This is a genomic window from Cellvibrio sp. (assembly GCF_039207905.1).
Taxonomy (GTDB): Bacteria; Pseudomonadota; Gammaproteobacteria; order Pseudomonadales; family Cellvibrionaceae; genus Cellvibrio.
In genome coordinates this window covers 1-22,684 of the sequence record NZ_JBCECX010000042.1, presented here as the reverse complement: position 1 = coordinate 22,684, position 22,684 = coordinate 1, and the positions used below count along the sequence as shown (strand labels likewise).

16 protein-coding genes are annotated in these 22,684 nt (G+C 46.5%); 5 read left to right on the top strand and 11 right to left on the bottom strand.

The genetic code is table 11. From position 1 onward, the window contains the following. Window positions 1-63: 63 nt before the first annotated feature. The 3 genes from AAGC78_RS18920 to AAGC78_RS18910 are packed head-to-tail and all read right to left on the bottom strand — an operon-like array spanning window position 64 to window position 4,902. Entirely contained in the window at window positions 64-2,418 is a 2,355-nt protein-coding gene (locus AAGC78_RS18920) for a GH36-type glycosyl hydrolase domain-containing protein (protein ID WP_435785669.1), read from the bottom strand. 24 nt (window positions 2,419-2,442) lie between these two features. Then, entirely contained in the window at window positions 2,443-3,816 is a 1,374-nt protein-coding gene (locus tag AAGC78_RS18915; RefSeq protein WP_435785668.1) for an MFS transporter, read from the bottom strand. A 51-nt stretch (window positions 3,817-3,867) separates the two neighbouring features. Further along, on the bottom strand, window positions 3,868-4,902 hold the full coding sequence (locus AAGC78_RS18910; protein WP_435785667.1) for a LacI family DNA-binding transcriptional regulator: 1,035 nt from the start codon (window positions 4,900-4,902) through the stop codon (window positions 3,868-3,870). A 115-nt stretch (window positions 4,903-5,017) separates the two neighbouring features. On the opposite strand from AAGC78_RS18910, the gene AAGC78_RS18905 reads away from it, so the two are divergent. Beyond that, window positions 5,018-5,587 (top strand): gluconokinase, encoded by a 570-nt coding sequence (locus tag AAGC78_RS18905; protein ID WP_435785666.1) that lies wholly within the window; start codon window positions 5,018-5,020, stop codon window positions 5,585-5,587. Between the two features lie 97 nt (window positions 5,588-5,684). Continuing rightward, complete coding sequence (locus AAGC78_RS18900; protein WP_435785665.1) at window positions 5,685-5,978, top strand: hypothetical protein; 294 nt, start codon at window positions 5,685-5,687, stop codon at window positions 5,976-5,978. A gap of 71 nt (window positions 5,979-6,049) precedes the next feature. Here the strand turns inward: AAGC78_RS18900 and AAGC78_RS18895 are convergent, their stop codons facing one another. The 3 genes from AAGC78_RS18895 to AAGC78_RS18885 all read right to left on the bottom strand — a co-directional run bounded on the left by AAGC78_RS18895 (window position 6,050) and on the right by AAGC78_RS18885 (window position 12,888). Beyond that, entirely contained in the window at window positions 6,050-8,032 is a 1,983-nt protein-coding gene (locus tag AAGC78_RS18895; protein ID WP_435785664.1) for a PhoX family protein, read from the bottom strand. A gap of 7 nt (window positions 8,033-8,039) precedes the next feature. Continuing rightward, complete coding sequence (locus AAGC78_RS18890; RefSeq protein WP_435785663.1) at window positions 8,040-10,010, bottom strand: phytase; 1,971 nt, start codon at window positions 10,008-10,010, stop codon at window positions 8,040-8,042. Window positions 10,011-10,122: 112 nt separating this feature from the next. Continuing rightward, window positions 10,123-12,888, bottom strand: a complete 2,766-nt coding sequence (locus AAGC78_RS18885; RefSeq protein WP_435785662.1) for a TonB-dependent receptor — start codon at window positions 12,886-12,888, stop codon at window positions 10,123-10,125. A gap of 436 nt (window positions 12,889-13,324) precedes the next feature. On the opposite strand from AAGC78_RS18885, the gene AAGC78_RS18880 reads away from it, so the two are divergent. Both AAGC78_RS18880 and AAGC78_RS18875 read left to right on the top strand, forming a co-directional pair. Continuing rightward, entirely contained in the window at window positions 13,325-14,257 is a 933-nt protein-coding gene (locus AAGC78_RS18880; RefSeq protein ID WP_435785661.1) for a GGDEF domain-containing protein, read from the top strand. A 1-nt stretch (window position 14,258) separates the two neighbouring features. Then, window positions 14,259-15,311 carry an AraC family transcriptional regulator ligand-binding domain-containing protein gene (locus AAGC78_RS18875; protein WP_435785660.1) on the top strand — a complete coding sequence of 351 codons (1,053 nt, stop codon included), beginning with the start codon at window positions 14,259-14,261 and terminating at the stop codon, window positions 15,309-15,311. 6 nt (window positions 15,312-15,317) lie between these two features. Here the strand turns inward: AAGC78_RS18875 and AAGC78_RS18870 are convergent, their stop codons facing one another. After that, the gene (locus tag AAGC78_RS18870; RefSeq protein WP_435785659.1) at window positions 15,318-16,106 is read right to left on the bottom strand and encodes an AraC family transcriptional regulator; all 789 of its coding nucleotides are present in this window, start codon (window positions 16,104-16,106) and stop codon (window positions 15,318-15,320) included. Between the two features lie 152 nt (window positions 16,107-16,258). On the opposite strand from AAGC78_RS18870, the gene AAGC78_RS18865 reads away from it, so the two are divergent. Then, entirely contained in the window at window positions 16,259-17,506 is a 1,248-nt protein-coding gene (locus tag AAGC78_RS18865) for an MFS transporter (RefSeq protein ID WP_435785658.1), read from the top strand. A gap of 167 nt (window positions 17,507-17,673) precedes the next feature. On the opposite strand, the gene AAGC78_RS18860 is transcribed toward AAGC78_RS18865, so the two are convergent. From AAGC78_RS18860 to AAGC78_RS18845, 4 genes are all read right to left on the bottom strand, one after another. After that, entirely contained in the window at window positions 17,674-19,017 is a 1,344-nt protein-coding gene (locus AAGC78_RS18860) for a sensor histidine kinase (protein ID WP_435785657.1), read from the bottom strand. Then, window positions 19,001-20,368, bottom strand: a complete 1,368-nt coding sequence (locus AAGC78_RS18855; RefSeq protein WP_435785656.1) for a sigma-54-dependent transcriptional regulator — start codon at window positions 20,366-20,368, stop codon at window positions 19,001-19,003. Before AAGC78_RS18855 ends, AAGC78_RS18860 begins: the two co-directional genes overlap by 17 nt. Window positions 20,369-20,383: 15 nt before the next feature. Further along, entirely contained in the window at window positions 20,384-21,583 is a 1,200-nt protein-coding gene (locus tag AAGC78_RS18850; protein ID WP_435785655.1) for an ABC transporter permease, read from the bottom strand. 46 nt (window positions 21,584-21,629) lie between these two features. After that, window positions 21,630-22,684: ABC transporter permease (locus AAGC78_RS18845; protein ID WP_435785654.1), on the bottom strand; the 1,055-nt coding region annotated here is incomplete at its 5' end.

The following is a 22,684-nucleotide window of genomic DNA, read 5'->3' as shown; positions in this document are numbered from 1 at the left end:
CGGGACGTAAAAAAAGCGCTTCATAGGAAGCGCTTTTTTATTGGCCGATGATCTGCAAAAAAATTACCGGGGCAATACAACCTGCACGGAATATTCGCGCCCTATTTCGATGTCTTGAATGCAGTTTCCATCAATCAATTTACCGTCACAACGAACCTCAATTGCATCGACATCACTGCGCGCGATATCAACATTAAATACCGCCCCGCGGAATTGTCGGGTAGCTTTGGCGCTATTCCATTCTGCCGGCAATTGCGGCACGACGCGCAAGCCATTTTCGTCACCCTGCAAACCAAATACGCCTTCCACCAAACAGCGATAAACCCAGGATACTGTACCCGTATTAAACAACTGCGATGAGCGCCCCGCTGTGCGCGGATATTGGTAATAAGCGCCGCGATAATAATTGGGGATGTACACCGGCAACTGGCCGCGCTGTAAATAATCCGCTTCCGTTGGACCAGGAATCATTTGCCGTAACAACTTATAAGCACGATCTTTTTCAGCAATAGTGAACAAGCTGTAGATATAAAATATTGCCGCATGATTGTAGACAGAACCGTTCTCTGCCGAACCCGGATGCTTTTGGGTCACACGACCAACATCATCGCGCATTGCCGTAAATGCCGGCGCCAACATGGCAACACCGTAAGGTGTTTCCAATTGCGCTTCCACGGCGGCAATCATTTTTTTGCGTTGCTCCTCATCGGCAGCGCCGCCGAGAATCGCCCAGCTTTGCGGATTCAAAAAGATGCGCCCTTCTCTATCCTTACTGATACCAAACACAACATCATCATCAGTAATGCCGCGCCCGAACCACTCACCATCCCACAGATATTTATTCACCGCTGCATTTACGTTTTGTGCGCCCGCGATAAACTCTTGCTGCAAATCGGCGCGCGCTGTTTTCGCACACACATCAGCCCACAAATTTAATGCATATGCGGTTGCGACCGAGAGCCAGCCGGAAACCCCTTTGCCTTTGTATCCGACCATGTTCATCGGATCACACCAGTCGCCCTGTGCGATAAAACTTAAGCCGCGGTAATCACGCGCTTGCAACAGCCAGCGCATCGCACCACTAATACGCTCAAAAACGCTCAGGGTTTTACCGTCGTGACCGGCAACAAGCTCATTTAAAATAGCGTAATCGTTGGTTTCATCCAGATAGGTTTTTAAACAGACCGGCAACCATACACAGTGATCGGTGTGCGGGATTTGGTTGATATACTTCAGCTCTGCACCTTCAACCAACAAGATACCGTCAGGCATTGCCCCCGACTCTTCCTGCTGACTTAATGCATGCAAAAACGCAGCGCGCGTGACGTCGGGTTTAATAAACGTCATGCCCATATTATCTTGCAGATAATTGCGCGTTTGCGGATCAGTGGTGAGGCGGTTTACATCGCCGTGATAAAACACCTGGCGCGGCAGCCAGTTATTTACAAAATTATCCAACTCCGCATCGGGCGTTTCAATTTTCAAACAACCACTACCACTGGCCACATAAGCGGAATATTCTGCGTGCGCTTTAGCAAAACCCTGTTCACTTAAATAGCTATCGCGCATTTTTTTGATTTCTGCATCATCAAATGCGGGACCAAAAATAAAACGATAAACCTGCTCACCATTAGCCGCCAACTCAAGGCGGTATTGCAAAATTGCCGCAGGGGTTTCGTAACGAGCATCACCACCGGATAAAGTTTCCTCTTGCAAGCCGGACGGATTATGCAGCCCGCCCTCGCCTTCAAAGGTTTCCTGTTTTGCTTCCCATGCTGCGGGGGCTTGTTCGTGCAGGAAAAACGTTTTGTCTTTAAAGAATTTATTTTTAAAGTGATCCGCCACTTTTTGATAGGGCGTTACACAGGTCGCAACCATACCGCCAAGATCAGCACGATACTCCGCAGATTGGTTCATCCACGACATATAACCCACAGGGAAATAGGGATAAACACTAATCCGGCGGGCACGCCCGGAGCGATTGGTGACTTTTACGCTCCACAACTCAACTACATCCGCTACAGGTAACGACAAGGTAATTTCTATTTCAATACCAAATGATTGCAAGGTCCAACGCAAATCACTTTTGCCAATCGAGAAAACATAATTTTCATAAGCCGCGCGTACAGGCTCGTAAGGCGCAGAGAAAATTTCATTGGTGTCTTCGTCTTTCACATAAAAGAAGCGGCCCGGATGATGCGCATAATACGGTTGCTCCGGTTGCATAAATGTCTTTGCTTCCAGATTGGGCGCATAGGCATATTTTGCCGGCTCCGGCTGCATAAATTGTGCGACCGCGTAACCGCGACAAGTGGATTGAATCATCATGCGTTGGTTCCATAAAAAACCAGCAGCGCGCGGCATGGCGGTGGGCGTTAACAAATCGTAACGCTCACCATTTTGAGAAGGTTTTAACATCGACATTACCTGAACTTAAATGATTTACAGCTGGGCTTTACGGGCAGCCAGATCGAATTGGATTTGTTTGAGCAGCTTGTTATCGAGTGAATAGAAAAACATCACCACCACAGCCAGCACAGCAAAGACGGCCGGAATAAATGACATCAGCATAACGATGCCAGTTTGTGACGTATCCGATTGAGTAGCATTGGCGACATAACCCAAAGACGCAAAAATAATTCCCATCATCAATGCAGCCAATGCATTACCTAATTTTTGCGAGAAAGTAGCGGCCGCAAATGTCATTGCAGTTGCACGACGACCCGTTTTCCACTCGTTGTAATCGGCCGTATCGGCATACATTGAAAATGCCAGCGGCGATTTTGGCCCCAACACAAAACCAATCGCAATTTGCAATGCATACATCAACTCAACTTGATCTTTGGGAATAAAATAAAACGCGAAGGATAAAGCGGCAGTAATACTCATCAAAATCATCATCAGGATTTTTTTGTCGATGAAACGCGTCATCAAGGGCGTAAGCGATGCTCCAACCGCAGCAGCGGCCATGTAAGCCGGCACAAATGTTTTGATCAGATCCGCATCACCCACGTAATATTTGAAATAGTAAGCCGATGAACTAGTGCGAAGAGTAATGGTGATCATGATAATCAAGGCGAGGAAAAACAGCACAACCCAAGGGCCATTGCGCGTGAGGTCTTTAATATCCTGAATAACAGAACTTGGTTCAGGTGCGATTGGCTTTACACGCTCTTTAGTATTAAAGAATGTCCAGATAAATAAAATACTGGCTGCAATTCCCCAGACCACCATGGTTAATTGCCAACCCAAACGCTCATCACCTTGGCCTAAATACTTCACCAGATCCGGCGTTAAATAAGTGACTATGGTGCTGCCAGTAAATGCAAAAATAAAACGCAAACCATTAATGGTCGAGCGTTCTTGTGTATCACTCGACATCACACCGGATAAAGCGTTGTAAGGAATATTGATGCAGGTGTAGCACACCATCATCAACAAATAGGTGCCATAAGCCCAGACCAATTTTCCATCTTCATCCAAATCGGGAGTGGTATAGGTAAGCACACCCGCGCACGCGAGTGGCAATGCCATCCAGATTAAATAAGGGCGAAATTTTCCGAAGCGAGTGCGAGTTCTATCCGAAAGCGCACCAATCATTGGATCGGTAAACGCGTTGATAAGCTTGATGGTGAACATCATGCTACCGGCAGCGAGCGCCGAAATACCGAATACATCGGTATAAAAAATCATTAAAAAAGTTGCGATGTTGGCCCAATAAAAATTAAAGCCTAGATCGGCAACGCCATAGCTGATTTTTTCCCGCCAGCCAAGACGCGAGCTGGTAGAAGATGTAGTAGTTTGGTCAGTGGTCACAACAGACTCCACGAATAATTTTTATAAACACATAAATAACAGCAGCGATTGTTAGAGCCGGCTAGTCGACGCACGCTTTTTAATTTCGTAACCCATATCCACTTTTTTAGATTCAACAGGCTTGTCATTGAGCACCCGGATAATCATCTCCGATGCTTTCACACCCATCTCATAACGACCAACGGAAACACTGGTCAGCGATGGATTGGTGTAGGCACCGACTTCAATATCGTTAAATCCGCAGATCGCTAAATCTTCCGGCACGCGGATATTCATGCGCTGCGCTTCAAACAATGCACCCAATGCGAGGTCATCGTTTACGCAAAACACTGCATCGATAACACCGCTGGTCGATGCCATCAAACTTTTAAATAATTCACCACCAACACCAGTGGATGAAGGTTCAGGTGTAGTGACGATAAAGTTTTTATCGAACTTACCCGCCTGCTCCAGCGCAAGCTTGTAACCCTGCATACGCTGCTGCACACGCGGGTCCATGCGCGCACCTATAAATCCAATGCGCTGGTAACCCTGCCCGAGCAAATGCTGCACCACATCAAAACCTGCGCGGCCATGGGCAAAGCCCACGTTCATATCGATAGGCTCCGCCAACAACTCCATGATCTGAACAATTGGAATCCGCGCCTTTTGCAGGAAGTTTTGGCAAGCTTTGGTCTGGTCGCCACCGGTGATAATCAATCCTTCCGGGGATTGGCTCAGCAGCGTGCGCACCATTTTTTCCTCTTCCAGCGGCGAGTAATGGGTATCCACCAACAACACCTTGTAGCCAGCCGCGCCCATCACTTCATAAATACCGCGCAACACCTCGGTAAAAACGATGTTACTTAATGAAGGAATGGCGACCCCGATCACTTTGGATCTGGATGAAGCGAGGGAACTGGCGTGCTGATTGGGTATATAGCCAAGCGAATCAATGGCTTTCTGCACCTGGATACGCAGGGATTCGGATACTTTTTCTGGCTGGTTGATGACCCGGGAGACGGTGATTGCACTAACACCGGAAGCGTCGGCAACATCTACGAGGGTGATTTTCTTATCTGAACTTCTTTTTTTTGTTGTTTTCATAGGCAAATTCTGCACGCAGTTATTATTTTTTGCTAACATACCACAAGCGCAATGATTGCGCTATCATTTGCAGATGTGCAAAGCGTGATCACAGATGTACAAGAGAAGCCTTCACATGCCTCACCCAACTGCCATTTCCAACCCGGATTCCAGCACTAATCTCATTATCCTGATGGGCGTTTCCGGTAGCGGTAAGTCCTCTATCGCCAAAGCCCTCGCTGAGCATTATGGTTATGATTATCTGGACGGTGATGATTTCCACAGCCAGGAGTCGCGCGACCGCATGGCTCAAGGCCTGCCATTGACCGATGAAATGCGCTTACCCTGGGTGATTCGCATGCGTGATTACTTTCGCGATGCCGCACGCAACCATCAGCATTCCACCCTCGCCTTCTCGGGCTTGAAGCGCGTCCATCGCGATGAACTACGCAAAGCCGGAACCAAAACAATCTTCCTGTTTTTGCACAGCGACAGAAGCACAATCCAAACCCGCGTCAACCAACGCGCAGGGCATTTTATGGCACCGAGTTTGGTCGATAGCCAGTTTGACAGCTTGGAAGATCCCAGCCTTGAAGCCGATGTTTTTGAAATTAATGTGCAGGCAAGCTTTGATCAAGTACTGGCAAACGCGATACAAATTATCGACCGGGAATTGCACTGCCAGACCGATGCACTGCCCGCCTGAAACATCCCACTTGGCAATCGCCTCGGCACCAGCGAGAATGTGAACTCTTGAGCCAGATATTGATCCAATGATCGACGTCACCCATGGAGAATCACTTATGACATCCGCAAAAATCCTGTGTATTAGCAGTGTGTTGGTTCTAGCCACAGCATTATCGGCCTGCGCAGGTAAAACCCAGTATCGCAGTGCATGTGCTCAGGAAGTCGACGCCGCCTGGAGCGAATTGTCGATTGCCAAAGCAGAAGGTTTTAGCGGGACTGTAAGTTATGGCAAAGCCCTCACATTGATCACTTCCGCACGCACCATGCAAACCGTGGAAAATTTTGATAATTGCTACAACCACGCCAAAGACGCGCGCTTCTATATCCGCGAGTCGCGCAAAGGCCAATAACCCGCTCTTCGCCAAAAATAAAAAGGCTCGCTATTCAGCGAGCCTTTTTATTTGTGCCGGATAAAATCCACTCAAGTGCCAATCACACCGCCATCATTCTTAGTGACCAAAACCGTTGTAGAACGCGGGCGGGTTTTGCCGTCGCTAGCAGGATAACTAATTCCCGGATGCTGGATATTCAGCCACAAACTTTTGCCATCCGGTGTTCCGGTCAAGCCGGTGATTTCACAACCGCGCGGCCCCACCAAAAAACGTTTTACTTCACGGGTTACGGAATCTGCGCACAGTAGCTGGTTACACCCCATCGGATGATAAACATCTTCCTCATCGTCAAAATCAGTTTCAATCCACAAGCGACCATCCGCATCAAACCAAAGGCCATCGGGGCAGGTAAATAAATCACCGCGAATATTGCCTTTTTGATTTTCAGGCACTGCTGCCTGTGCGTGATTGCCCGCGAGTAAAAAAATCTCCCAGTTAAATTCTGTTGCAGTTGGATCGGAATTCCTTTCTGTCCAACGCACTATCTGGCCGTGATGATTTTCTACGCGTGGATTTGCCGCGTTAATCGGTTGGTCTGTTTTTATGCCGCGCTCAATATTATTCGTGAGCGTTACATAGACTTCGCGCGAGTGCGGATCAACCGCCACCCACTCAGGGCGATCCATGGGCGTCGCACCGAGAATATCGGCAGCCACACGCGCATTAATCACAACATCCGCCTGACTAAAAAATCCATTGCGTTCAGTAAGGCCACCCTGCCCCCAAACTAATGGCAACCATGCACCGCGACCATCAGCATAAAAGGCCGCGACATATAGCGTACCTTCATCGAGCAGATCACGATTTGCTGCCGCGTCATCTTTATTGAGACGATTTTTGGGCACAAATTTATAAACATATTCACCGCGGGTGTCATCGCCGGAATAGATCGCGATTTTTCCATCATCTCCCGTTGATACAGTAGCGCACTCGCGCGAATAGCGCCCCATGGCCGTGCGTTTTTTTGGGACTGATGTTGGATCAAAGGGATCGAATTCTACCACCCAACCAAAGCGATTAGGTTCATTTACATAACCGCCGTGATATTTTTTTTGCGTTGGTGTTGCATCAAAACGCGGATCAACCGTTTCCCAAAAATATTTGCTGCTATTTAATTCATTGGAAATACCGTAACGCGAATGAGACTTGCGCGCCTGCCAATCGGACTTGTCGCGATTCACAAAATAGTTGTGCCAGTTTTCCTCGCACACCAAATAGGTTCCCCAAGGTGTTTTCCCCATTGAGCAATTATTTAATGTTCCCAATACGCGCGTGCCCGTCGGATCTTGCATCGTTTTCAAATGCTCAGAACCAGCGGCAGGACCAGTCAACTGCATTGGTGTATTGGCGGTCAAACGACGATTAATAGGCGACGCCTTTACGCGCTGCCACACGCCTTGCTGATCACGTTTTATTTCGATAACACTTACACCATGCGCAGCTTGCTCCTTCAATACTTCTTGCTCGGGGCGATGAATCATTCCCTGTGCATCGCGCGTTTCCGTTGGGCCATTGGTATGCAAGGTCGGGTTGGTATATTCGTGGTTGATTACCAACAAGCCGTGATCGTTAGGTGCATCGGCAAACGGGAAATACGCCATACCATCGTGATTTTGTCCCGCTTGCAACATTTGTTCTTGCCAAGTGTTAGTCGCATCTGCTTTCCAGGGCACAGCACCTGCAACTACCTCATCACCCCAGGAAAAAAACGCGCGCGCACTGTAGCCCTCAGCAACCAACACGCGATCAAAATCGGCCGCGTGTTGTAATGGTACAGACGAAAAACCAATTAGAGGTAATCCTTTCTTTGGCAAAATTCCTATTGTCTCTTTTGTTACAGTAGAACAACCAGACAAAGTACCGCCAAGAAAACCGCCGAGCGCCAAACCTAAACCACCTTTTAATAAATTGCGCCGATTGGCAATAACATCAGTCAGCCAGGGATTGGTTGTTGGATTAACCGGAATGTCATCCACATCAATTTCATATTTGCTTGATTTATCAGCTAGCATTTTTCAACTACTCCAAACCCAGAGCAGTGCGAATTTTTTCCCAACTTACATATTTAAAATTTTGCGGCGCTTCCGGCATTACTTTGTGACCATCCTGCACCACCAACATTCCCTCAGTAAATTCACCACCCAAATTAAAATGCGTCACTTCAAGGCCGTCAGTTTCAGACACGCCGTCAACACCCAATTCCGCATCCATATCCACACGGATAATGCCGCGAACCTTAAAAGGAGCTACAGCATCAAGAATGACGTAACTATTATTACCCTGGCTGGACACCACTAAATAATTTCCCTTTTTACCTTGGTAAATTCCCATACCCTCGATATCAGCAACCAGTACATCACCCGCTTGCATCACCAATTCGACGTTAGTACCCGCATTTGGCTCGGCACCAATTGTCCACACGGCTACATCTTCTTCACCGACAAACAAGCGCTGGTTTTTATCGTCAGCAACACAACCTTCAGGTTGGCTCTTCACAAAAAAGCTGCGCACTTTTTTGCCTTTCCATGGAGCTTTGTTTGCAGAAGTATTAGTAGCCGATAATTGGATCTGCTGGAACTCCCCGCTTTTTGCGTTGGGGATTGCATATAAAATTCCATTAGGATTTTTTGCATTAGCAGGTGATTGATAAAGACAGAAGCCATAAATTTCTTCGAGATTAGTAGCTACGCTGCCAGAGAAAGCGAGTTCGCCTGAGTCAGGATCGATAGTGTAGATCGCAAGACTGTTGTCATCACGGTTAGTCGCTACCGCAACGTCCACCACTTTTTTACCAAAAGAAACCGAGTAACGTACATCGACATTGTTTAACTTACCGGTATTGAAGTGCTGCACTTCGCGCCCTTGCATATCGTAAACAAATAGACCCTGCTGTTTATTGGTGCCTATAACACGGCTTTTGGTAGCATCTTTTTTATTAACCCAAATAGCAGGATCATCCGCAGCATCGCCAAAACGTGCCATTACTTGCGTCTGTACCGATGCAGTTACCGGCACTATAGGAAACTCTGTTTTTGCTACAGGCGCAGAATAATCCCAGTCAAATTGCACATGCTGTTGCTGGCTACTTTCTTCATCATAAATAAATGCATCTATTTTTTTGGTAGTCGCATTGTATTGTGCACTCACCCCCTCAGGCTCTTCCAAACCAGCAAGGGAAATAGTCTGTTGCAATACAAACTGATTATTAGCTGTGCGATAAACCATAAGGTTTTTCTGTTCAGGCTCAATCGCTAGCAACCCTTGAGGAATAGTCGCGATAACTTCAGCACCACCAATCAATTTCCCAAACGGCGCGGCCATATCAACCGCGCGACGTCCCGGCGCTGTTTCTACATCGGCACCATAAGCCCATACACCAATTGACTCTTCTGCGATAAATAACAAGTTTTGCTGGTCATCCACTGCGCAAGATTTGCTATTGGGTGATATGGGTAGGTTACGCAAATGACGGATACGTTGGTTGCCTTTTGCATCCAACAGCAACCAATGTTCCGCGGTGCCACGCTCATCCAGCAAATAAATGGAAAGATTATTGGCAATATCGCGACTTAAACACAGGTTTTCAATTTTAAAAGACGGGATAGGCAGGCGTAATAATTCGCGCACTTTTTTTGTTGCCGAATCCAGCACCACTAAACCGGGTTGTTGTTCAGGTAGAAAAACAGTTGCTCCCACAGTGAGCGATTTACTTTCACCTTTTTCATTCACGACAACAGATAAACGCGAATCCAGCAATTCGGCTGGCTGATTTAAATGAGCCAGGGTTTTGCCTTTGGCATCAAGCCAACGGATACCGGCAGACTCATCCACGGCGAGATAGGAGGTTGATTTCCCTTCGTTTAGCGGAGCAATCGCCGCAGCCGAAAAGTTGTTACCCATTGTTGCAACAGGGGTTGGTGCTGCTTGCACTGCGCTTATTGACACAACAGCCGAGGTAAGCGCCGCAAAAATAATATTGGTTTTATTCATGGATACAGTCTCTGGTGAGTAAAAACTCCACGGCTATTTTGCTAGCCGTGGAGTGATTTCACGAGTTTACAAATGCATGCTTAATTGATTCTTAAAATCTTAATTTAACATTCTAGAATTGCAGGAAAGTAATGCCCAATTTGTAAGTAGGGCCGTAACTTTCATACTGGGTGTTGTATTTTTTATCTTTCACATAAGTGTAATAAACTTCGTCGGTCAGGTTCAGTGCTTCAAAATGCAGCTTGATAGAATCAGTTAAATAGTAACGTAGAGAGAAATCCAGTTGCACTTGGTCATCAACATAGGCATCGTAATCTGCATCCAGTGGATCGAGCACCTCCAATACATATTTGGATTTGTAGTTGGCAGACAAACGCATGCTGAGAAGATCTGATTCATAGCCAATCATAAAGTTTGCAGAGGTGTCGGATTGGCTTGGCATAGCAATATCGCGTGCAATAAATTCACCATCGTCATAACCACCAATCTCGGCAGTCGAGTCAACGAAGGTCGCATTACCGCCAATTAACAACCCATCCCAGGGCGCTGGCAAGCTTGAAAACTGTTTTGATGCAGCCAGTTCGATACCAAAAATATCAGCGCTTTTACCATTTACGTAAGTCACTGCTTTATCAAATTCTTGGTAACCCTCAGTGCCACCCAAATCAGTTTGATATACAAAATGATCAATTGCCTTATAAAAGGCGAAAGCAGAAATTACACTGGCCACACCGGGATAATGCTCAATACCCAAATCAAAGTTACTTGACTCCAACGATTTCAAATTCGGATTGCCAAATTCGGCTTCAATATCACCGTCATCTTCTTCAATTAAACGACCGGGCGATAGCTGCGCAAATCCGGGACGCACAACCGAGTTAGTCCAGGTAGCACGCAATTGGGTTTGATCACTGATGCTGTAGCGAATGTGCAGTGCTGGTAAAAAGTAATCATCAGAGTTTTCAAATGATTGCTGTTCAGCCGCCTCCTCATAAGAAAAACCCTGCGCGGTAAAATCGGTATTTTCATAACGCACACCGGTCAAGAGACGCAGATCACCAATATCAATACGCCCCATGATATAAGCTGCGCTGGTATCTTCAGTTACTTCGTAGTCACCGATACTGCTTTCAACTTCATCCACCTCAATATTATCGAGCGATTTTTTAACACTTGAGGCATTGATAGTTGAGCCAAATTGACCGAAGTGATAATCCACATTACCACCCGAGAAAGCCGCGAGTGAAGTATCGCCGATAAAATCTTCGCTCAACCAGATATCAACATTATTATCTTTGCTGCGCTCAACGTATTTTGCACCAAACTTTATTTGTGCAGCGTTGCCGCCCAATTCAAGCTCGCGAGTAAAATCCAGATTCAATGCGGAACTTTCATCGTTCGTGTTAGTGCTACCCAACTCTACTTCGTCCAGCTTATAGGATGCGGGCTGATAAAATTCAGCAGGTGCAGAGATACTGATTTTTTGGGTGCCGGTGTAAGAAACATCAAATACTTCATCGGCAATTACATCGTCATCGATTTTAAAAACCGCACCCGCAACATTCTGTGGTTCATCTTCACTGGACTTGCTGTAAGCGAGACGGTAATCCAGTGTCCATTTCTCCAAACGGGTTTGCCCGCCCAAAGAAGTCGAAAGTATTTTCTGGGTTTCTTTGCGGTCTTTTAATTCGCGCTGTACTTCTGCAGTACCAGTTTCACCTTCGGCAAGTGCATCTTCAAACTCAATCACGTTAGCCAGACGAATTTCTGAATCCGAATATTCACTGTACAGGTTACGCAGATATAAATCGGTACTGTCTGATGGTTTGTAATCAAAGTTCAAGGTTAAACCAGAACGTTCACGGGTGATGCGATAATCGCGCTGCTCCATTTCTTCCAGACGGGCACCGTCTTCAAAATCCCATGCACCGCCAGTTTCAACGTTATCGGAACCGAATTCACGCTTGAACGAACTCACTCCGAATGCAACACCGAGATTATTGTCATCGCCGCCGATACTGAATTGGTTGCTCGCCGTAGCCGCAATCTTAGGGCTGACTTCTTCGGTGTTATCGTCATAACTTCCTTCAGCGGTTAATTGATAAAAGAAACCATCGCGATCAAATGCGGAAAGGCTTTGCACATCAATACTACCGCCCAAAGAGTTAGCATCCATATCCGGAGTCAAACTTTTAGTTACCACCAAACCTTCCAACAAATCGGAAGGAATTACATCCAGCGCCACTGCACGACGATCTGCATCCGGCCCAGGAACACCAACACCATTAATGGTTACCGCATTAAAATCCGGCCCCATACCACGTACGCGCACATAGCGACCCTCGCCCTGATCACGCTCAATTGAAAGCCCTGGTAAACGCTGCAAAGATTCTGAAACGTTGGTATCCGGGAATTGGCCAATCGCATCAGAAGAAACTGCAGTAATAATATTGTCAGCACTGCGTTGATTATTCAGCGCTTTGTTAATTCCCGCAGCCTGACCGATGATGATAATGTTTTCGACCGCACCCGATACACCACTCAATTCAAAATTGGATTTGGTAGTTTGGTTGTCCTGTACCACAATCGAGCGACGAATATCGTCCGCTCCAATGTAGCTGGTTACCAATGTATAAGTACCCGGTTTTACATTGAGGAATGTATAGCGACCATCGCGCTGGCTGACTGCAAGACGATTCAATTCTTCAATACGAACATTCACACCCTGCAGCGCAATACCCTGCTCGGTTGCCTTTACTACACCTTCTACTTGTCCGTCGGCGAAGGCGTGGCTTGCAAGGCCAGCGAACACCAAAGCAAAGGTTGTTTTGGCAAAATGTTTTTGTGTAGCAGAAGTAAATCGTGCAGGCTTTTTCACGGCTGGTCCCCAATAGTGAATGCGAAGGTGTTGGTTTAATAAATGCCACAGGGCTTTAGACGCCGCCACGCTAATGGGGATAAATGACAGTTACGTGACGCGTTTTTTTAGCGCATTAGAAGAAGGGATTTTTTTTGCTAAATCCTCTTAAAAAACGGATTAATTTGAGCTGATATGACTCTTGTATTTTTCAAGAACTCCCGTGCGATCAATCGAATAGCAGCGGCATATACATCTTTATCATTCATGTTCCCAATTAAATCAGCGGCTTATGTTCAACGCCTGAAAATAAGCACCGCAAGAGAAAAATTTCGTTTGATCTGATTTGCCTCCTGCGCCCGTTTGAAGCATTTTTTAACCACACAACTCTCCGTCACAAAATCGTCACAAAAACCTGTTAACAGTGCGCGAACTTATTCGTGAGCGCTAAAGAATCATGTTGAAACTCCATAAATGGAAAATCGCCCTGCTGGGAATTGCGACCAATATCGCCCTGATCGCTAACCTTGGCGCAGGGGATGTAAAAACCTGGGCGGAAATAAATTGGCTGGATGTGTTCAGTGAAGGTGGTTTAGCGACGCTGGCGGTAGTCTGGTTGATGTTAATTTTGCACAGCCGCCCTTCCGGCCGCGTAACTCAATTGCTCAGCCTTGGATTAAGTTGTATTGCACTGGCAGGATTTCAGGATGTGCTCGACGAATTTATTGCGCTACCGGAAGTCGTGGTATGGGATCACTGGATTGAATCGGGCTTTATGCCAATTGGACTAATTTTACTGACTATCGGTATTTATCACTGGCACAGGGAACAATTGATCATCAGCGAACAATTGCGCAAGCGCGAACGTCTTTTTCGCGAACATCGCGATTTGAATTTCACCACCAATTTAAGTGGTGCGAATTATTTGCGTAAGCAGCTACAGCATGAACTTGCTATGCATCAAAGTGAATCCGCACCGCTAGCGCTACTCTTAATCGATGTCGACAACTTTTCTCAGATCAATCGTCGCTACGGTAATAGCGAAGGTGACCGTTTATTGCAATCGCTCGGCGAATTACTGCTACTTAATATCCGCCGCAACGATTTGCTTTGCCATTACGCGGGTGACCGCTTTGCCGTAGTAATGCCAACCACCGGGAAATTGATGGCAGAAACCCTCGCACAGGAAATTGCCAATGCAGTGCGTCACTTTGCATTTAAAACCTATAACCAAGGTGAAAGTGTATTTCATACCGTGAGTATCGGTGTTGCTTTGTCGGTATCGGACAATCAAACAGTCGATACGCCGGAAGCATTGATCACTCGCGCAAACAAAGCCTTGTTGCACGCAAAAGAAAAATCCCAATGCGCTATTCATCTCGCCGCCTGATATGAACACGACTCTCTCGCCCGACAACTACATGCCCGGCAGCTTTTACGAAATAGACACGCCGTTTATTGCTGCGCACCAGTGGCCAGCAGCGCTTATTGATTTGGCGTTGGGACGCGGGCAGGAAGAACATAAATTGCTGCGCGGAACCGGAATTTTTTATGCCGATATACTCAGCGGTAATTTAACCGTATCGCCGCAACAGTGTTTCCAGCTGATAGAAAATGCGCGCAAGCATCACAACGCAAATGAATTAGCCTTTTTGCTCGGGCACCGTTTATTTCCGGGAAATTACGCGGCCGCAGGAAATGCCTTGGTGAACGCAACGAATTTGCAAGATGCGCTGGATTCATTAACAAGCTATAAAATCCTGCTTGTACCACTGCTCAATCCACGCATTATTTATGAGCAAGAGCGTTTGGTGATTTACTGGCAAGGCACAGGCGCAAACGAAGCGACGCAATTATTTTTACTGGAGATGATGGCAACAGCTCTGGGCGCTCTTTCACGATGGCTGGGTGGTGAAGCCCTGCCCTGGCAATTCTATTTTACCTGCACACAACCTGCACATACCGAACAATACGAAGTGCATCTGGATGGTGAAGTACATTTTAATGCAGCAGCAAATGCAATGGCGATTGCACGCGAACATCTCCATCGCCCATGGAAAAATACATCGCCCAGTGCGCGGGTTATTGCCCAACGCGCGGCCGAACAACAATTAGCAGAACTGCAATTGCAGCAGGGATTTTTGGCGGAAACCTACACCTATCTACACAATAATATTCACAGCAATCCCAACCTCGAAAAAACCGCCGAGGATTTTGGTATGAGCAGCGCCAGCTTTAAGCGCAAACTGAAAAAGCATAATAGCCACTTTCAGGAGCAATACGATTCAGTACGCAAGGATTTGGCGATTTACTGGTTGAGCCACGAAGGTTGGACCAACGAGCAAGTCGCCCAAAAACTTCACTTCTACGATGCCGCTAACTTGCGCCGCGCCTTTAAAAAATGGACCGGTGCCCTGCCGAGTAAAATCAATAAACACTGTTAGAAAGTTTTAGCTATCGCTTTTATTTTGAAAATACTGATTCGGTGTAACGCCAAAGTTGCGTTTGAACATTGCCGAAAATGCGCTGGGATTGGAGTAGCCGAGGAAGTTGGAAATGCGCGCGATGCTTTCGCCGCGACCAAGCCGACAGAGCGCTTCAGCGAGTTGGACTTGTTGCACCCACTGGTGATATTTCAAACCGGTTTCTTTGGGAAATAAACGAATCAGCGTGCGTGCGCTTGCGCCCGCCATAGCCGCGAGATCATCAATGGTGTGACTGACGCCGGGTGAGTTCATTACAAATTGGCAAACGGTTTGTAAACGTCGATCTTGCGGCCAGGGAATTTCTACTGATTGCGTCGCCGCGCGATTAATCTCGGTCAGGATCAACGCCACCAAATGTTCGCCGCGCCCTGGTATCGGATATTCCGCTGGTTCTTGCAGCAAACCCAAAATCAATTCGCGCAATAATCCCGACACCGAAATTGCGCGGCACTCTTTGCCAAGTGCTAGTGGAACATCTTCGCTAACGTAGAGCGTGCGCATTTCCAGATCGCTCATCATAAACGAGTGATGCTCAACATTGGGCGGCACCCAGAGTGCGCGGTGTGAGGGAATAGTCCAGACGCTGTTGGGCGTAATCACCCGCATCACGCCTTCAACCGCGTACAGTAACTGCGCGCGGCGATGGGTGTGGATGGGAATTTCATCGCCGCTGGCATAGTGCCCACCCCATGCCACTATAGGGCGCGGCACATACTGCAACTCATCCGGGCTGCGCTGCTCGACAATACTCATCACGGCTCCCACTCGATATCAGTCACTAACAGGTTTCAGTTTGTCACTTATTCGACAGTTTATGTCATTTCTACTTTTTCTGACATTTTATACTGACCTGCCCGGCCATTACCTGTGTGATGGCCGCATGTTCCCTTTTAAAAGTGGTATTTATGAGCCAGATAGAAACCCTTACTCCTGCCGGTGCAGTCTTGAGCGAAATTCCGCCGGTTACCGCTCCTGCCAACAGCTTTGATGCAACCAAAACGGTGTTACCGGTAATCGGCGCGGTCAGCTTTGTGCATTTGATTAACGACTTGATCCAGTCGGTTTTGCCGGCGATTTACCCGATGTTGAAAACAGACTACGCGCTGAGCTTTACCCAGGTCGGCCTGATCACCCTCGCGTTCCAGGTGACTGCATCGTTGCTGCAACCAGCAATCGGGCTCTACACCGACAAACATCCAAAGCCCTATTTATTGCCGAGCGGAATGTTATTCACCTTGGTCGGTTTGGTGATGCTGGTATTCGCAAATAATTTTGCCTGGCTGTTGATTGCTTCTGCGGTAATTGGTTTGGGTTCATCGGCGTTCCACCCGGAAGCCTCGCGTGTTGCACGTATGGCATCGGGCGGCCGTTTTGGCTTTGCGCAATCGTCTTTCCAGGTTGGTGGCAATGCCGGTGCAGCCTTGGGGCCGCTGCTGGCGGCGGCAATTATTATTCCGCGTGGGCAAGGTGCAATCGGCTGGTTCACATTGTTTGCGATTGTCGGATTTGCCGTGTTATTCAGCGTAGCGCGCTGGACAATTCGCTCGCAGGCATCAATCAAGAGCGTAAAAAAACACGCGCACTTCGCGCATCTGTCGCGCAATCAAGTGATAGGTGCATTAACGGTATTGGCGCTGTTGGTATTTTCCAAATACATTTACATGACAGCATTTGCTAACTACTACACTTTTTATTTGATGGAAAAATTTTCCACGTCAGTTTCTGATGCGCAATTGTTTTTATTTGTGTTTTTAGCAGCCGTTGCACTGGGTACATTTGCCGGCGGCCCGATTGGCGACAAGATCGGCCGTAAAGCAGTAATCTGGATTTCCATTCTCGGTGTTGCGCCGTTCACCTTGCTGTTCCCTTACTGCAACTTATTTTGGACAGCGGTGTTATCGGTAGTGATTGGCTTGATTTTATCCTCAGCATTTTCCGCGATTATCGTACTCGCACAAGAATTGGTGCCGACCAAAATCGGCATGATTTCCGGAGTATTTTTTGGTTTTGCGTTTGGAATCAGCGGAATCGCAGCAGCAGCCTTGGGCGCATTAGCAGACGCAACCACGATCGAACACGTGTTTGCTTATTGCGCGTACTTACCACTGCTCGGTGTAGTGACTATTTTGTTGCCGAGCATGAAACGCAATTAATGATTTGTATGTACATGTGACTGTGACTAGGCGGATGTGGCCTGAAGGTAGAACTGTTTAGCGTGACTGCCAAACAATTCTACTTTAGGCCGCTATTTTTCAATCTGGTTAAATATCAGTTTACTCATAGCTTATAAAGCACGGGTACCGTTAGACACACCAAGTATTCAATGTTTTATATAACTGTAACCAGGGTCGTTAGGTAGTAATATCTTCACGCAGAGCCCACCACCGCTACGGTTTTCAAGAAAGATATGTCCTCCGTGGGCATCCACTATTTCGCGACACAGAGACAAACCTATTCCACTGCCCGATTGTTTGGTGGTGTAAAAAGGTAGCAACGCGTTTTCCATAGTGCTGATAGACATACCTGAGCCTCGATCCAAAACCTGCAGCACACTACCTTGACTATTTTGCTCCAACGTCAAATACACCTGATCTGTGGTTGAGCCGGATTCGTGAGCGTTTTTTAGCAAATTGGTTATCACTTGCTGGATCTGCACCGGGTCGAAATATCCTGGTCTGACAGGCATATTTCCGTCAAAAGAAAACTCCAATGCTATCGATAGTTTTCTTATAAACTCCGACCAATCAACTAACTTTTTTTCAGGTATTGGTAATTTGGCAATTCGCGCGTAACCATCAATGAAATGTCTAAGATGCTGAGCTTGCTCGCCTATAGTTTCGAAAACCACACTCAATTGATTGTATTTTTCCTGCTCAACCAGCAACTGCCCGGAATGCGCCATTGAAGAGATAGGTGCTAGCGAATTGTTGAGTTCATGGGTAATAGTGCGAATCACTTTTTTCCATATCATCGCTTCCTGGCGATGGAGTTCAAACGTCATTCGTTTTAGCAGCAACACCTCATGCTTGCGTGCACTGAGAATAAAATGCCCGCTAGTTATGTGATACAGCTCCTCACCTGATTTATCCTTCACTTTGAATAAACCATTGCTCCTGCTGGTTAGAATTTCTTTCAGCGAGTTACCAACTGTTTCTATAGCATCTACAAAGTGCAAGCCATTAATTGGCTTGCCGGCGTTAAGCATTTCTTTTGCAAATCCATTTGAATAAATAATCCTGTCTTCTTGATCGATGAGCACCACACCCATATTGGAATTTTGAATCACCATATCCAGAAGTAATTCTCTCTGATGAACATGTTGACGTTCTTTGCGCAACTTTTCAGAGAGCTGATTAAAAATGGTGATGATTTCACCTAACTCATCACCGCCGGTATTTGCGATGCTCACGCTAAAATCGTTGTCCATAAGATTGAGCATGCCACTCTGGATGGCGGCGATTTTGACCTTTTGATTCAGCACCAATTTACGCACCAACCAAATTGAGACCGACAGTGCGATTGGGAGAGCGACTACAAGCGCAACGAATAGCTCATCAATGAACATCGACCCTATAACAAGAATTCCCAAGCCAAGCGTGACCGATAGCGCAACTATCGCGCAGAGTTTTCCTTCGAGGGAGAATTTTTTATTGGTTATATTCAATCTTATATTTTTCCAATCGACGGTAGAGTGCCTGCCGGGAAAAGCCAAGCTGTCGCGCTGCTTGAGCGACTACACCATAATTTTGTTTGAGTACCATTTCGATAACGTCGCGCGAGGGCTCTGTAATAAGGGGCTTGTAGCTATCAGTTATTGTTTCATCTATGGGTAAGCCAAAGTCTTTGAGTAGAAACTTGCCACCTTCGTTTAATATCAATGCTCGTTGACAGGCATTCTCCAGTTCACGTATGTTTCCCGGCCAAGAATAGCAATGCAAGGCCTGCAAGACCGAATCCTCCAACTTGGCTTGTCCGCGCAGAAAATGGTGTATGAGCGGCAATATATCTTCCTTGCGCTCTTCCAGAGGAGGAACTTTTAATTCAAATACGTTAAGGCGATAAAACAAATCTTCGCGAAACTCACCGCTTTTAATAGCACGTTCAAGGTTGGTGTTGGTGGCGCTGATAACCCGCACGTTGCAATGACGGGTTTCACTCGAACCCAGCCGCTCAAATTCTCCGGATTGCAAAACTCGCAGCAGCTTTGCCTGCCCTGTTGCTGACAGGTTGCCCAGCTCATCAAGAAATAAGGTACCGCCATCTGCCGCTTCAAAACGACCGATACGCCTTTTACTGATGCCGGTATAAGCACCCGCCTCAGCACCAAACAATTCTGCCTCAATCAATTCTTGTGGTAATGCACCAACATTGATGCACACAAAGGGGCCACTGTTGACCTGCGAGTTTTTTTGAATAATTTGCGCAATTTTTTCCTTACCTGAACCATTGGGACCAGTGATCAATACTGGCGCATCCGAACGAGCAATTTTTACAGCAAGGTCAACCAATGCATGCATCGAAGCACTTTGGTAAACGAGTCCACAAAGATTAGCGGTTGCTAATAAGCGCGCTTTTTCAGTGAGCAATGTTTGAGCTTGCAATCGTTGCTGATGTTGCAAGTCTTCCAGTTCCAATAAATTTTTAACGGTTGTCACTAATTTAATATCGTCCCAAGGCTTGGCAATATAATCAGCTGCGCCATTTTTAACCAACTCTATGGCAGTTTCGAGTTGTGTCCACGCAGTGATTAAAATGACGGGGATATCTGGCCGCACTTGCCTGAGCTTGTAGAAAAGTGTTTTGCCTTCCTCGCCCGACGTAGTGTCCTCAGAAAAATTCATATCCTGTAAAACTAAAGCAATGTTGCCATCCCCTTGCAAACGTTTGATTGCCGCTTGTGGTGTCAGCGCAATTTCTGCTGCAATACCATGCACATCAAACAGCAAGTGAAGCGCCTTTCCGACAGCGGGATTATCATCAACAATCAGAACTTTTTGAGCGGATTCTTTTGGCATACATCTCACATGTATTTAAACGTTGGACACGGCTTCAACCGGGGAAATCTGCGCACCTCTTCGAACTGGCGAGTAGGCTGCCAATAACGTAACTAGTAACAGAAAAACCACTGTTATCAGCACATATTCGATACGCAACAATTCCGTCCCATGTGTTCGCGCCATATAGCTACTATTCACATAAGCGATAGCACTGCCGACAATTGCAGAGAATACCACCAAGGTGACATTTTCAAGCATGAAATAGCGCATGACACCCGCTTTAGTAGAACCCAGCGCACGCCGAATACCAATTTGTTTGCGGCGCTGGGTTACCCAAAATGTGGTAAGACCAAAGATTCCCAAGGCATTCACAAAAGTCAGCAGAAATATAACAAACGACAAAATTTTGATCATTGCATAGTCACTGGTGTAAGTCTCACGCTTTATTTGCATCACTGACTTTTCATCTGAGATTAAACGCGTGCTATCGATCGAGCGCAGCTTTTCAACCAGAGAGAGCATTATTTCATTGCGTTGTTCGCTATTGGCTCGCACGAGGTAATTGATAGTGTTGTCTTTAATAATCTCGGGAATAATTGTCGCACTAGTGGCGTATTCAGAATCCGGCCAGGGGCCCATCAAGCGCTCTACAACCCCGATGATTGTCAGTTGTACGTTTCCCATATATACCGCTTTACCTACAGCGGACTCATCGGGAAACATTTTCCCGGCAAGCTCCTTGGTAATAATAGCTACCGTCTGTTCAGGTGCATTCTCTTGCGCAAAAAAATTAACTTCGTTTGCATTAAAATTTCGCCCCTCTATCAGCACTAGCCCAAGCGTCGGCAAGCCATGGTCGGTCATTTCATAAATCGCAGTATTAAAATCTGTGAGCTTTTCTTCCGGGCTTTTGTAGAGTGATGTTGCAGATCCACCACCTGATACAGGAATATTAGAGACAGGCGCAGCATCAATAACACCTGGCATTGCGCGAATAATGTCCATATCTCTTTTCACAATGTGTTCCATATCTGAATCGGATGAATTTTGTCGCATCCACATATTGAATATTTCTTCTTCGATCATTCCACTCGGCCGCTCAATTTTCGCTATTCGCTCGCTGACTACGAATAATGCAGTGCTGACAACGGCAATGGTGAGCGAAAGTTGAATAATAATAAGCAACGGCCCGGTTTTATTTCGCCACAAACTTTTAATAATGACATCTAACATAAAATAATCCTGGAATGAGCTTGGCGCTCATTTTTATTGATTGCTGTTATCGGGTTTTTAAATATTTTGCAGGTGCTGAGTGGCTAATTCGCCAGGCAGGTAGAAAGCCACTTAATAGAGTGGCAACCAAAGCAAGTAACATCGCTGCTGCGACCGTAACACTGTTAAACACGGCAACATTTTCGTAATTGCTGTAAAGCGCGCGCACAGCTGCCAACCCGCCTAGCGATAACAGTAACCCGAGTAAAGCGCCAGCAACGCCAACGATAAAGGCTTCGGTTAAATGCTGAAAAAATATCGAATAACGACTCGCTCCGAGGGCTCGTCTAATGCCCGTTTCAGGTGCTTTTCGCAAAAATTTTGCAAGCATCAATACCGTGCTATTGACCAGACAAATCATCAAGAACACAAATGAGATCATTAACAATTGTTTGTTGTCTTTGGACACCACATTATTAATATTTAACCACTCTTCTGGAGTATTCAATTGATAGGCTGGTGATCGCTTAAACCGGCCTTGCTCTTTTTGAGTGGCAATATAGTTTTCCAGAAACTGGGTAAACTCTTGCCGTTTTTCCGCAGAGTTAAGGCTAACCCAGGCTTGTATCCATATATCTTCACTTTGTAAAAAATCCTGGTGATTTCGTATGTTTTCATTTGCCCACCCCTGAACATTGCCCCAGCCTTGATAAGCTTTGGCTGCAGCAAAAAAGAAAGGAATGTACGCATCAGGTGCAGCTTCAAACGGCAGATTATTCAAATCGTAAACATTGGGCACCAACTGCCATCTCTCGCTGACTACACCGACCACCGTAAATAACTCACCATCCAGCAAAATCGCTTGCCCCAAACTGTTCTCTCCCTTAAAGAACTTATTATTCATTCCTTCACTAAGGATAACGACATGCTCTGGACTTTCGTCCGCGTTTTTACTCCAGGGGCCGCCGTAAATAAATTGCACATCGAACATGCTAAAAAAATCACGCGTCGTCATGCGCGTATGGTAGGTCGACGGAATCTCCGTAGGTTCAGGATGCTGGATAGTCACTCCAGCCTTACGCATCACGACAACTTCGTCTGCTACATGTGCATCATAAAGCG

Coding starts and splice junctions, on each gene's coding strand:
- AAGC78_RS18905 (WP_435785666.1), top strand. CDS start 5,018: ATGCCTCACCCAACTGCCATTTCCAACCCGGATTCCAGCACTAATCTC.
- AAGC78_RS18855 (WP_435785656.1), bottom strand. CDS start 20,368: ATGCCAAAAGAATCCGCTCAAAAAGTTCTGATTGTTGATGATAATCCC.
- AAGC78_RS18870 (WP_435785659.1), bottom strand. CDS start 16,106: ATGAGTATTGTCGAGCAGCGCAGCCCGGATGAGTTGCAGTATGTGCCG.
- AAGC78_RS18895 (WP_435785664.1), bottom strand. CDS start 8,032: ATGCTAGCTGATAAATCAAGCAAATATGAAATTGATGTGGATGACATT.
- AAGC78_RS18875 (WP_435785660.1), top strand. CDS start 14,259: ATGAACACGACTCTCTCGCCCGACAACTACATGCCCGGCAGCTTTTAC.
- AAGC78_RS18865 (WP_435785658.1), top strand. CDS start 16,259: ATGAGCCAGATAGAAACCCTTACTCCTGCCGGTGCAGTCTTGAGCGAA.
- AAGC78_RS18920 (WP_435785669.1), bottom strand. CDS start 2,418: ATGTTAAAACCTTCTCAAAATGGTGAGCGTTACGATTTGTTAACGCCC.
- AAGC78_RS18910 (WP_435785667.1), bottom strand. CDS start 4,902: ATGAAAACAACAAAAAAAAGAAGTTCAGATAAGAAAATCACCCTCGTA.
- AAGC78_RS18850 (WP_435785655.1), bottom strand. CDS start 21,583: ATGTTAGATGTCATTATTAAAAGTTTGTGGCGAAATAAAACCGGGCCG.
- AAGC78_RS18900 (WP_435785665.1), top strand. CDS start 5,685: ATGACATCCGCAAAAATCCTGTGTATTAGCAGTGTGTTGGTTCTAGCC.
- AAGC78_RS18880 (WP_435785661.1), top strand. CDS start 13,325: ATGTTGAAACTCCATAAATGGAAAATCGCCCTGCTGGGAATTGCGACC.
- AAGC78_RS18890 (WP_435785663.1), bottom strand. CDS start 10,010: ATGAATAAAACCAATATTATTTTTGCGGCGCTTACCTCGGCTGTTGTG.